The organism is Nocardia sp. MDA0666, from assembly GCF_003023875.1.
GTDB classification, from domain to species: Bacteria; Actinomycetota; Actinomycetes; order Mycobacteriales; family Mycobacteriaceae; genus Nocardia; species Nocardia aobensis.
On record NZ_PYHT01000026.1, the window covers coordinates 75,196 to 87,044 of the forward strand.

Annotated in this window: 10 protein-coding genes; 7 read left to right on the forward strand and 3 right to left on the reverse strand. The window is 69.3% G+C overall.

Features of this window, described 5'->3' with window-relative positions:
- The first annotated feature begins 39 nt into the window (after positions 1-39).
- A complete protein-coding gene (gene ligA / locus C8258_RS27345) occupies positions 40-2,178 on the forward strand; it encodes an NAD-dependent DNA ligase LigA (protein ID WP_233225371.1) in 2,139 nt (712 codons plus the stop codon).
- Between the two features lie 2 nt (positions 2,179-2,180).
- The gene (locus C8258_RS27350; protein ID WP_106957607.1) at positions 2,181-2,696 is read left to right on the forward strand and encodes a GNAT family N-acetyltransferase; all 516 of its coding nucleotides are present in this window, start codon (positions 2,181-2,183) and stop codon (positions 2,694-2,696) included.
- Positions 2,697-2,771: 75 nt separating this feature from the next.
- Here the strand turns inward: C8258_RS27350 and C8258_RS27355 are convergent, their stop codons facing one another.
- Positions 2,772-3,425 carry an amino acid-binding protein gene (locus C8258_RS27355; RefSeq protein WP_106957608.1) on the reverse strand — a complete coding sequence of 218 codons (654 nt, stop codon included), beginning with the start codon at positions 3,423-3,425 and terminating at the stop codon, positions 2,772-2,774.
- Between the two features lie 318 nt (positions 3,426-3,743).
- On the opposite strand from C8258_RS27355, the gene gatC reads away from it, so the two are divergent.
- Together gatC and gatA are read left to right on the forward strand one after the other, a co-directional pair.
- Complete coding sequence (gene gatC, locus C8258_RS27360) at positions 3,744-4,040, forward strand: Asp-tRNA(Asn)/Glu-tRNA(Gln) amidotransferase subunit GatC (RefSeq protein ID WP_036503944.1); 297 nt, start codon at positions 3,744-3,746, stop codon at positions 4,038-4,040.
- The gene (gatA, locus tag C8258_RS27365; protein ID WP_106957609.1) at positions 4,040-5,512 is read left to right on the forward strand and encodes an Asp-tRNA(Asn)/Glu-tRNA(Gln) amidotransferase subunit GatA; all 1,473 of its coding nucleotides are present in this window, start codon (positions 4,040-4,042) and stop codon (positions 5,510-5,512) included. Before gatC ends, gatA begins: the two co-directional genes overlap by 1 nt.
- Positions 5,513-5,592: 80 nt before the next feature.
- Here the strand turns inward: gatA and C8258_RS27370 are convergent, their stop codons facing one another.
- On the reverse strand, positions 5,593-6,042 hold the full coding sequence (locus C8258_RS27370; protein ID WP_036503940.1) for a MarR family winged helix-turn-helix transcriptional regulator: 450 nt from the start codon (positions 6,040-6,042) through the stop codon (positions 5,593-5,595).
- Between the two features lie 128 nt (positions 6,043-6,170).
- Positions 6,171-9,002, reverse strand: coding sequence for an alpha/beta-hydrolase family protein (locus tag C8258_RS33395; RefSeq protein ID WP_233225372.1), 2,832 nt, complete (start codon positions 9,000-9,002; stop codon positions 6,171-6,173).
- 167 nt (positions 9,003-9,169) lie between these two features.
- Here C8258_RS33395 and C8258_RS27380 point away from each other — a divergent pair, with 167 nt between their 5' ends.
- The 3 genes from C8258_RS27380 to C8258_RS27390 all read left to right on the forward strand — a co-directional run.
- Positions 9,170-10,417: a sensor histidine kinase gene (locus C8258_RS27380; RefSeq protein WP_106957610.1), complete on the forward strand. Its 1,248-nt coding sequence runs from the start codon at positions 9,170-9,172 to the stop codon at positions 10,415-10,417.
- Positions 10,418-10,445: 28 nt separating this feature from the next.
- On the forward strand, positions 10,446-11,396 hold the full coding sequence (locus C8258_RS27385; protein ID WP_106957611.1) for an undecaprenyl-diphosphate phosphatase: 951 nt from the start codon (positions 10,446-10,448) through the stop codon (positions 11,394-11,396).
- A 7-nt stretch (positions 11,397-11,403) separates the two neighbouring features.
- Positions 11,404-11,849: response regulator transcription factor (locus tag C8258_RS27390; protein ID WP_106957612.1), on the forward strand; the 446-nt coding region annotated here is incomplete at its 3' end.

Below are 11,849 nucleotides of genomic sequence, written 5' to 3' on the forward strand. Positions count from 1 at the left end.
TCCACGAGCATGTCGGTGGGCTGGGCTAATGTGCCAGAGGTGAGCGAAACCGGGATCGAGGACGCACGTGCCGCCGAGGCGGCCGACGCCGCTGAGGCGGCCACGGCCGACGAGCGCACCGAATGGCAGCAGCTGGCCGAGCAGGTGCGCGAACACCAGTTCCGGTACTACGTGCGCGATGCGCCGATCATCTCCGACGGCGAGTTCGACGCGCTGTTACAGCGGCTGCTGGCGCTGGAGGAGGCGCATCCGGACCTGCGCACGCCCGATTCGCCGACGCAGCTGGTCGGCGGCGGCTTCGCCACCGAATTCACCGCGGTCGACCATCTCGAGCGCATGCTCTCGCTGGACAACGTGTTCGACGAGGACGAGATGCGCACCTGGATCGGCCGGGTGGTCGCCGAAACCGGCGCCGATACGCACTTCGTGTGCGAGGTGAAGATCGACGGTGTGGCGCTGAACCTCGTCTACGAGAAGGGCCGGATGGTGCGCGGCGCCACCCGTGGCGACGGCCGCACCGGTGAGGACGTCACCCTCAACGCGCGCACGATCGAAGACATCCCCGAACAGCTCACGCCCACAACGGAATTCCCGATTCCGGAACTGCTCGAGGTTCGTGGTGAGGTGTACTTCCGGCTCGAGGACTTCGAGAATCTGAACGCGGCGATCGTCGCCGAGGGCAAGCCGCCGTACGCGAATCCGCGCAACACCGCCGCCGGATCGCTGCGACAGAAGGATCCGGCGGTCACCTCCCGGCGCCGGCTGCGCATGATCTGCCACGGCTTCGGCCGGATGGTCGGATTCAGCCCGTCCTCCCAGTACGAGGCGTATCAGGCGCTGGCGGCCTGGGGGCTGCCCGTCTCGGCGCACACCGTGCGTGTGCAGGGTGCCGACGCGGTGGTCGAGCGCATCCGCTACTGGGGCGAGCACCGCCACGACATCGAGCACGAAATCGACGGCCAGGTGATCAAGGTCGACGAGTTCACCCTGCAACGCCGCCTCGGCAGCACCTCGCGCGCCCCGCGCTGGGCCATCGCCTACAAGTACCCGCCCGAGGAGGCCACCACCCGCCTGCGCGACATCCAGGTCAACGTCGGCCGCACCGGCCGGGTCACGCCGTTCGCGGTGATGGAACCGGTGACCGTCGCCGGTTCCACGGTCGCGATGGCCACGCTGCACAACGCCTCGGAGGTCGAGCGCAAGGGTGTGCTGATCGGCGATACCGTCACCATCCGCAAGGCCGGCGATGTGATTCCCGAGGTGCTCGGCCCGGTGGTCGACGTGCGCGACGGCAGTGAACGACGCTTCGTCATGCCCACCCACTGCCCGGAATGCGGCACCGAGCTCGCTCCCGAGAAGGAGGGCGATGCCGATATCCGCTGCCCGAACCAGCGGCACTGCCCCGCGCAGCTGCGGGAGCGGGTATTCCACATGGCCGGGCGCGGCGCCTTCGATATCGAGGCGCTGGGCTACGAGGCGGCGATCGACCTGCTGAAGTCGGGCGCGATCTCGGACGAGGGCGATCTGTTCGACCTGAACGAGGAGAAACTGCTCGGCACAACGCTTTTCGTCAACAAGAGCGGCACGCTCTCGGCCAACGGCAAACGCCTGCTGCAGAATCTCGACGCCGCCAAGGACCGTCCGTTGTGGCGGGTGCTGGTGGCCTTGTCCATCCGCCACGTCGGGCCGACCGCGGCGCGCGCCCTGGCTGCCGAGCTGGGCAGTATGGCGGCGATCGAGGAGGCGTCGGCCGAGGCGCTGGCGGCCGTCGACGGCGTCGGCCCGACCATCGCGGCCGCGGTGAAGGAATGGTTCACCGTCGACTGGCACCGCACCATCGTCGAGAAGTGGCGTGCGGCCGGGGTGCGGATGGAGGACGAGCGCGACACATCCATCGAACGCAACCTGGAGGGATTGTCGATCGTGGTCACCGGCTCCCTGCAAGGGTTCTCCCGCGACGAGGCCAAGGAAGCGATCCTGGTGCGCGGCGGCAAGGCCGCCGGATCCGTCTCGAAGAAAACGGCTTTCGTGGTGATCGGTGACGCCCCGGGGTCCAAGGCGGCCAAGGCGGAGGAACTCGGCGTGCCCATTCTCGACGAGGACGGGTTCCGCACGCTGCTGGCGGAGGGGCCCGATGCGGTGCGGCCGGAGTCGGATACCGAGGACGAATCGGACTGAGCATGGATCAGTGGGACACGCGGGTGCGGATTCGCCGCGCCCGCCCGGACGATTTCGCGGCAATCGCACAGTTGACGGTCGACACCTATGTCGGCGAGGGGCACGTGCATTCCGAAAGTCCCTATGTGGCCGAACTTTCCGATACCGAGACCAGAGCGCGCGAAGCCGAGGTCCTCGTCGCCGAGCGCGACGGAGACCTGCTCGGTTCGTTGACCATCGCGCGGCCCGGCACCCCGTACGCGGATATCGCCCGGACCGGTGAGCTGGAGTTCCGCATGCTCGCCGTCGCCAAGCGCGCCCGCGGCGCCGGCGTCGGCACCGCCCTGGTCCGCACCGTCGTCGAAACGGCCCGGGCGGAGAACTTCGCCGCCGTCGTATTGACCACGATGCCCGGGATGGCCGACGCCCGGCGCATCTACCAGCGGATGGGCTTCGTCCATGTGCCGGAACGGGATTGGCACACCGACGCCGGGCTGCCGCTCACCGTGATGCGGCTGGGACTCGCGCCTGGCGCGTAGGCGTAGACGTCGTGAGGCGAGCAGGAGCCGCCACCCACAGCTCCTGTTCGCCGAAGGCGCTGCGCCGCAACCGGTTCAGCTCAGTACGGTGGCGACGATGCCCGCCAGATAACCCAGCCGTGCGACCTCGGACGGACGGAAATCCGGCCCGCCGGGACGGCCGAGCAGCAGCGCCTTACCGGTGTTGCCGAGCGGGGCGGCCGCCAGTTTGGTGTCCATGTCCCGCCAGATCTGCGGGACCCAGTCGGCCTCGGGATCGAGGGCCGTCGGCTTCTCGAGCGGCATCCACGGCACACTGCCGGCCTGCGTCTCGGGTGCGCTGGCGCTGCCGACCAGACGCTGGCCGCCACCGTGCGGCCCCGGATCCATCACGGTGCTCCATCCGACCTGCAGGACGCGCGGGACGCCGTCGACCAGCACCTGCAGCCGGTCGTCGCGCGCGGTGGCGACCTGGTCGATCAGCTCCAGTTCGCGATGGGTGTCGAGAATGCCGGAATAGGGACGCAGCGAATCGACCCGCACATCGGCGAGCGATTCGGCCGCGGTGATCAACGTGTCGGGTAGTGCACCCGACGGAACTTCCACCACCAGATCGTCGATCGCATATCCTGCGCCGCGTTCGACGACATCCAGCGAGAGGATGTCGGCACCGACGGAGCCCAGCGCTACTGCGAGTGAACCGAGACTTCCTGGGCGATCCGGAAGCTGCACGCGAAGCAGATATGACACGTGCTTGCCTTCCTTTCCTGTGCGACCGAGACTTTCGGACGTATACCCGAGTCTCGCAATACTTACACCCACTGCTTCCAGCAAACGATTCGAAGCCGGGGCAGTGAGGCACGCCACATACATTGTCGGCCGAACACCCGGTGCCGTGCCAGTGCCGTTCCGATGACGTTGTGATGTCAACCTTGTTTCCGGCGAGCACCGGAACGAACAGCGCAGCCCGACCGTGACCGGATGGCTACAACGCGCACCCATTAGGCTGTCCCATGCGCAGCGCCCTGCGCCATCGACACGCACCAACCTGCCGAAAGGGGATTCGCGGTGTCCGCCATCTCCCGCGACGAGGTCGCACACCTCGCCCGGTTGTCCCGGCTCGCCCTCACCGACGAAGAGCTCGATCTGTATGCCGGTCAGCTGGATTCGATCCTGAGTCACGTGCAGGTCATCACCGAGGTCGCCGCCGACGTACCGGCCACCGCGTCGCCGAACCCGACCGCCAACGTCACCCGCCCGGATGTGGTCGTCCCCGGGCTCAGCCCGGACGAGGCGCTGTCCGGCGCCCCCGCGGTCGACGAGCAGCGGTTCATGGTTCCGCAGATCCTGGGAGAAGGCGAGTAATGAGCGGCGATCTGACGAAACTGTCCGCGGCCGAGCTGGCGGAGAAGATCCACGGCCGCGAGGTGTCCTCGGTGCAGGTCACCGAGGCGCATCTGCAGCGCATCGCCGAGGTCGACGGTGAACTGAACGCCTTCCTGCATGTGGCCGGTGAGCAGGCGCTGGTGACCGCCGCCGAGGTCGACGCCGCGATCGCCGCGGGCACCGTGGCCTCGCCGCTGGCGGGAGTTCCGTTGGCGCTCAAGGACGTTTTCACCACCACGGATATGCCGACCACCTGCGCGTCGAAGATTCTCGAGGGCTGGGTATCGCCCTACGACGCGACCGTGACGGCCAAGCTGCGCGCCGCCGGCATCCCGATCCTGGGCAAGACGAATATGGACGAGTTCGCGATGGGTTCGTCCACCGAGAACTCCGCCTACGGCCCGACCCGCAACCCGTGGGACACCAGCCGGATCCCCGGCGGTTCCGGCGGCGGTTCCGCGGCGGCCCTGGCCTCCTATCAGGCGCCGCTGGCGATCGGCACCGACACCGGCGGTTCCATCCGTCAGCCCGCCGCGGTCACCGCGACCGTCGGTACCAAGCCGACCTACGGCACTGTGTCCCGCTACGGCCTGGTCGCCTGCGCGTCGTCGCTGGACCAGGGTGGCCCGTGCGGTCGCACCGTGCTCGACACCGCATTGCTGCACGAGGTGATCGCCGGTTACGACCCGAAGGACTCGACCTCGCGCGATGTGCCGGTGCCGGCGCTCGTGGAGGCCGCTCGCGCGGGTGCGCGCGGCGATCTCGCCGGGATGAGGGTCGGCGTGGTCAAGGAACTGCATTCCGACAGCTACCAGCCGGGTGTGCTCGCCTCCTTCGACGCGGCGGTGGCGCAGCTGAAGGATCTGGGCGCCGAGGTGGTCGAGGTGTCGTGCCCGCACTTCGAATACGCGCTGGCGTCCTACTACCTGATCCTGCCGAGTGAGGTGTCGTCCAACCTGGCTCGGTTCGACGCGATGCGGTACGGCCTGCGCGTCGGCGACGACGGCAGCCACTCCGCGGAGCAGGTCATGTCGCTGACCCGCGAGGCGGGATTCGGCCCGGAAGTCAAGCGCCGCATCATGATCGGCACCTACGCGCTCTCGGCCGGTTACTACGACGCCTACTACGGTCAGGCGCTGAAGGTGCGCACCCTGATCGCGCAGGACTTCGACAAGGCCTACGAGAGCGTCGATGTGCTGGTCTCGCCGACCAGCCCGTTCACGCCGTGGAAGCTGGGGGAGAAGGTGAACGATCCGCTGGCGATGTACCTGTCGGACCTGTGCACGCTCCCGACCAACCTGGCCGGGCACTGCGCGATGTCGGTGCCGTCGGGACTGTCCGCCGACGACGGCCTGCCGGTGGGCCTGCAGATCATGGCGCCGGCGCTGGCCGACGACCGGCTCTACCGGGTGGGCGCCGCCTACGAGGCCGCGCGCGGTCCGATCGCCTGAGCGCAGCCGATCGGCGGGGGCGTTCTCGCCCGGGTGCGGCGGCGTACCGAGGAGGTCACGCCGCCGCGCCGATCGGCCGGTTACGGCCGCGGCCACGGGCGGCCGTCGAGCCGCTCGATATCGGTGTTGAAGCGCTGCAGATAGTCGGCGAAGCGCGCGACGTCGTCGGGGGACCAGCCCTCCAGAACGCGGCCCAGGCCTTCGATGTTGGCGTTGCGTTCGGCGTCGAGATTCTCCTCGCCGGCCGGTGTGATGCGGAACTTGCGGGCCATTCCGCCCTCGGGATCGGGGATCCGCTCGACATGTCCGGCGCGCAGCAGTGCCGCGGTCTGCCGGTTCAGCGTGGAGGCGTCGAGGCCGAACGCCTCGCTGAGCTGACCGATCGACATCGGGCCCTCGATGGCGAGCCGGCTGAGTAGCAGGTAGGCGCTGCGATCGAGGCGGGTGCCGTCGCGGCGATAGCGCGGATGAATGGTGTAGCGGCCGAGCAGCATGGTCTCGAATTCCACCAGATTCGTGGGCTTGTCCATGCTGTCCTTCCACCGATTTACAGTTCTGACCTGCGAGAACCGGTATAGCACACGGCGGGGGCCGGGCGGGCACGGTGGTCGGCTGGGTGGGAGCCGATGCCGTGACCGCCCCGGCCGCGGCATCGACGTCAGCAGCTCCCGAGCGCGGTGCCCTGATCCGATCCGTAGCGGTGGCCGTGGCCGGGGCCCGGGGCGAGGGCGGAGAGCAAATCGGCGGTGGTCTGCACCCAGCTCAGTCCCGGCAGCCACATCGGGTGTGGTGCGTCGTGGCGGGTCCCGGTGAGATCGGGTGCGCGCCAGAGCAATCGCGGTGACCACTGCACCACCGGATCGGAGGAGTTGGCGAGGACGGTCGCGCCGCCACGGTGCACCGCCGAGGCCGGTGGGCCCGCCCACAGTGCGGCGCACACTCGGGCGCTTTCGTCGCGATCGTCGGCGAAGATGGCGCTGCCCGCGGTCGCGCCCAGGCTCTGGCCGTAGACGTAGAGCTTCGGCGGATGGGGCAGGCCGGACAGGTGTCGTTCGATTCCGGTGAACAGGGCTCGCGCCGAGCGCTCGGCGTCGGCCCGGGCGAACAAGAAGGTCGCCCAGCTGGGCGCCTGGGAATACTGCATGCCGACCAGCGTCGCGTCGCCGTCGAACCGCTCGTCCAGGCCGCGGGCGGCGCCGGCGTCGAGCCACCCCGATCCGGTAGGCACCATCACCACGAGGTGCCGACGCTCGAATCCGCCGGACCGTTCGATCTCCCGAATAGCCAGGGCGACACGGGAATCGAGATCCGGTGCGGAATCCATGCCGATGTAGACGCGGACCGATCGGCCGCGTTCGGCGACGAATTTGCGCCCCTCCGCTCCGAGGGAGGCCCAGCTCACCGCCGATTCCGGACTGCCCGAGCGGGTGTAGGAGACCGGCCGCACCACCGTCGGGTCCATGGCGGCGTCGGCCGAGGCGAATGCCGACCGCTGCCAATTCACGACGGCCGGAAGCAGGGCGAACTGGCAGGCCAGGACGGTGGCAGTGACCAGTGCCGCCGCCCGCAGGCGTCCCACATACCGTGCCGCCCAGCGCAATCCGCGCAAGATGAGCACGATCGGAACGACCACCGCGACGACGCCGATCGCCCAATGCAGCCAGTACCGCACACCGACCGGCGGAAACTCCATCGCCGCCCGCAGCCGGTTCTGCCAGTACCAGGCATGGGTGAGCGCGGCACCGGCCGCGGCACAGCATGCGATCACGATCGCACTCCGGAACCGCCTCGTCCGCGCCTCCATGTCGAACGCCCAGTGCCCCAACACCTTCCGACCGAGTCCCGCCACACCCAGCGCGATGAGTACCAGCAAGGCGGTGAGCAACGCCTGCGCGACCGAGGTGCGCGGAAGTAGCCCCGGCGCGAGCGAGGCGGAAATCCCCGCCGCCGAGGCCACCAGGGTTCCGGTCCGAGGCGTGCCCAACATGACGAGGCGGCGGATCGCTGTGCCGAGTGCATGCCGCGCCCGCTCGAACGAGTGGGAAGACGGTGTCGTGGAGGTCGCCTCGCCGGGCGACGGTGGTGCGAAACATGTTCGGACGGTGGCGTCCGGGATACCGACCGACGACGAGGTGTCCTGCGCGCCAGTCGAACCGGCGGGATGGTGTGAGTGCTTCGGCGTCGATCGGTCATTACCGTTCGTGCCAGTGCCAGTGCCAGTGCCAGTGCCCGGCGTCGCTGTCCTTCGTCGGTCGCTCGCCGGTTGGGTTCGCGAAATCTCTCGTCGCGCAGCCGGACGCCGCATCGGTGAAAGTTCCAGCGCACTAACGACCGGCCGCACCCGCTCCGGTGCCCATCCGCTGGTGTCGCCTCCTGCCGGCGCTGTCGCCGGAGTGCCGAGCAACAAACCGATCCCGTCGATACCCCGCACGGTAACGCTGCGTAGCTGAACAGCGTTGCGCGACAACCATTCGCGCGCCCCTCGTGCGGTCCGTGATGCCGCTGCACCGATGCGTGCGGGGAAAACGCGCCCGTCGCGATTGCCGGTACTCCCACCCGAGCGCCGGTTCCACATGCGCCCGGCCGATGCGCCACGAGAATCCGACCACGGCGACCACCGAGTCGCCGGTGGCGCTGTACGTTGTCCTCCCCGGCGCGGCCGGATGGTGCGGCGGACGATGGCGAACAACGCCGCCACCATCAGCAGCACCATGGCGAGCCGGGCGAGGAGGTGGACCATCTGCGGTCCGAGTTCCGTTCCGGAAAGCTGCCGGCCGAACAGGTATTCGGGCATCGGCGCGGCGTAGTTCTGGCGGCGGGAGTTCAGATCCACCGCCGCGGTGGCGATCGTCGCCATCGTGGCGCAGCGGGCGTGGGCGAGCAGATCGCCGCGCGTCTCGCAGGCGGCGAACATGCGGGTTTCGAGGGCGTTGTCGATGGCCCGGCGCGCCCACGGACCGAGGGGACGGCCGCGGACTTCGGCGTAGCGGAGCAGGTCGTAGCCGAGGTCGTGGGCCTTGCAGGCGGTGTCGAATTCGGCGGGCAGCGGAATCGGTGAGGAGCACTCGCCGGACGGGTCGACCGGCATACCGGCCAGCTGTACCGGCCGATACCCCTGTGTCGCAGCGAAATCCGCGGGTATCACCGCCAGCTCCGGCCGGTCACCGGTCAGTGCCCGCACCGCATCCCCAGCGGCCGTGCTCTCCGGTGCGGGCCCGGCCTCGGCCGCTCCCGCCCCCGGCGACAACGACACGAGTATCGCGATCAGCGCCGCGACAACGGTGACGAATGCCAGGAGCGCCCGCAAATTACCACGCCGCCAATGCGTTTCGCCGCACTCGCGCGTCCGGGTCAGATCCGTCATGGCGGGCGACGGCTTACCGTCGTGCCCGTGCCCCGCCCGATCGGCCTCGCGGCCCGGCCCGGCATCGACCACCGTGATCCCGCTGTCCCCGCGCGGCGACCCACCCGCATCCGCAATATTGCTCATGGCGGTCGAAGGTAGGAATCGGGAACCGGCGCACACCTCCCGCTGCGGATCGATTTCGGTACCGCTACCGGGGTGCGCGCGGGCAGCGGTGTCATACCGGGGTAGGGGGTGGGATGTCGAACCCGGGGGTGAGGACGGATCGCCGGCGACTTCCTAGGCTCGTCACCATGACACGGGCGATACGAGTGGCGCGGCAGGCGCGGGCGGCGGCGCGAACTCCGGGCCGGGCGCGGCTGTGGTTCGACATGGCGACGGTGGTGGTCGTGGGAACGCTGTTCGCGGTCGGCTGGCCCACCCTGCACCTCACCCATCAGGTGCCGGCCGGCGCACAGCCGTTCATCGCCGCGCTGGCCGTATTCCCGCTGGTGCTGATCCGCGTCAATCCGGCTCTCGGCTGGGCCATCTCCGCCGGTGCGGCCTTGCTGATCGCGCTGGCCATCCCGCATCAGCCGGGCAACGATCTGCCGTTCCAGGTCGTCCACATCCTGGTGTTGTTCGCGTTGCTGTTCGCGGTGGCGGTGCGGGCGCCGATGCAGATCGTGCTGATCGCCTGGATCGCGTCGTCACTGCTGTTCGCGACGACCATGGCCGGAACCAGCTCGTTCGCGGAGGCGGGGTTCGGCTGGCCGCTGGCGATGACCGGGCTGGTCGGATTCGGTCTGCTGGTGCGCTGGCTGGTGCTGTCGCGGCAGGCGCTGGTGCGTCAGGAGGAGCAGAACGAACTGGAACGGGCCCGCCGCGCGATCCTCGAGGAGAAGGCCCGCATCGCGCGCGATCTGCACGATGTGGTCGCCCACCACATGTCGATGGTCGTGGTGCAGGCACAGACCGCGCCCTACCGGGTGCCGGACGTCTCCGAGGCGGCCCGCGCGGAATTCGACTCCATCGGGGCGTCCGCCCGGGAGGCGCTCAACGAGATCCGCAGCATGCTCGGCGTCCTGCGCAGCGACGGTCAGCTGCCCGAACACGCCCCGCAGCCGGTAGCCGCCGACGTGCTGTCGATGTTGGACGGTGTGCGCCGCGCGGGTGTGCACATCGACTGGACCATCGACGGTCCGCTGGCCGCGGTTCCCGATACGGTCGGGCTCGCGCTGTACCGGATCGTGCAGGAGTCGCTGTCGAACGTCTCCCGGCATGCGCCGGGGGCGGCGGTCACCGTGACCGTGACGGTGGCCGCGCAGGCGGTGGAGGTTCTGGTGGCCAACGACGCCGGGACGGGCGGGGCGCCGGCGGGAAGTTCGGACGGCAGCGGCATCTCCGGTATGCGGGCCCGGGCGGAATCCATCGGCGGCATGCTGGCCGCCGGCCCGCGCTCCGAAGGTGGCTTCCAGGTGTATGCGCGGTTACCGATCCACGTCGAGGAAGGAACCGTCGAGGCAGCCACCGCGACCGCCCTGCCGGGCGCGCGGAACTGAGCCGGCCGTCGTGTAAGACTAAGCGGCGATGCTCACCTATTTCCAAGCCATCGTGATCGGCGCGCTGCAGGGCGTCACCGAATTGTTCCCCATCTCCAGCCTGGGCCATTCCGTGCTGGTGCCGGCCTGGCTGGGCGGCAGCTGGGAGAAACTGGTCACCGAGGGCGACTCCGACAACGGCACCCCGTACCTGGCCTTCGTGGTCGCCTTGCACGTGGCGACCGCGATCGCGCTGCTGGGCTATTACTGGCGGGATTGGCGCGACATCATCGTCGGCTTCGTGACCACGCTGCGCACCCGGCGCATCGAGACCTCGTCGCAGCGGCTGGCCTGGCTGATCGTGCTGGCGACCATCCCCGTGGGTGTGCTCGGGCTGCTGCTGGAACATCCGCTGCGCACGATGTTCGCGACGCCGATCTACGCGAGCATCTTCCTCACCCTCAACGGTGTCGTGCTGATCGTCGGCGAGGGCCTGCGGCGGCGCAACGCACCGTCGCTGGCCGAATACGGTCGCCGCTTCGCCGCGGACGAAGCCCGCGCCGACGCTCAGGCGCGCGGTGTGGCACTCCAGGAGGATCTCGAGGTCCCCTCCGACGAGCGGCTGGCAGCGCTGTCGGTCAAGGACGCGCTCGGCATCGGCCTGGCCCAATCCGGTGCGCTGCTGGCCGGATTCAGCCGCTCCGGCCTGACGATGGTCGGCGGTCTGCTGCGCGGACTCGACCATGAGGACACCGCGAAATTCGCCTTCCTGCTCGCCACCCCGGTGATCCTGGCCGCGGGTGTGCTGAAACTGCCGGAACTGGCCGGTCCGGAGGCCGCGGGAATTCACGGTCAGGCGCTGGTCGGCGCGATCGTCGCCGGACTCGCGGCGTGGTTCGCGGTGCGATTCCTGGAGCGGTTCTTCAAGTCCCGCACGCTGCTGCCGTTCGCGGTCTACTGCTTGGTGGCGGGGCTGCTGTCGATCATCAGATTCCTCTGAGGCGGGTATGCCCATCACCGTATTGATCGCCGACGATCAGGCGATGGTCCGGCAGGGGTTCGGCGCGCTGCTGGCCGCCCAGCCCGATATCAGCGTCATCGGCGACGCCGCCAACGGCGCGATCGCGGTGGCCGAGGCCAAGCGGCTGCGACCCGATGTGGTGCTGATGGATGTGCGCATGCCCGAGATGAACGGGCTCGAGGCGGCGCGCGCCATTCTGGCCGCCGGATTCGATCCGCCGGTGCGGGTGCTGATGCTGACCACCTTCGATATCGACGATTATGTGTACGAGGCATTGGGCCTGGGCGCCAGTGGATTCCTGCTCAAGGACGCACCCGCCGACGAACTGGTCCGCGCGGTGCGCGTCGTGGCCGAGGGGCAGGCGCTGCTGGCGCCGACGGTCACCCGCCGGTTGATCGCCGATGTCACTCGTCGTCGCGCCCGCCCCAAACC

Coding starts and splice junctions, on each gene's coding strand:
- gatA (WP_106957609.1), top strand. CDS start 4,040: ATGAGCGGCGATCTGACGAAACTGTCCGCGGCCGAGCTGGCGGAGAAG.
- C8258_RS33395 (WP_233225372.1), bottom strand. CDS start 9,002: ATGAGCAATATTGCGGATGCGGGTGGGTCGCCGCGCGGGGACAGCGGG.
- C8258_RS27370 (WP_036503940.1), bottom strand. CDS start 6,042: ATGGACAAGCCCACGAATCTGGTGGAATTCGAGACCATGCTGCTCGGC.
- C8258_RS27350 (WP_106957607.1), top strand. CDS start 2,181: ATGGATCAGTGGGACACGCGGGTGCGGATTCGCCGCGCCCGCCCGGAC.
- C8258_RS27385 (WP_106957611.1), top strand. CDS start 10,446: ATGCTCACCTATTTCCAAGCCATCGTGATCGGCGCGCTGCAGGGCGTC.
- C8258_RS27380 (WP_106957610.1), top strand. CDS start 9,170: ATGACACGGGCGATACGAGTGGCGCGGCAGGCGCGGGCGGCGGCGCGA.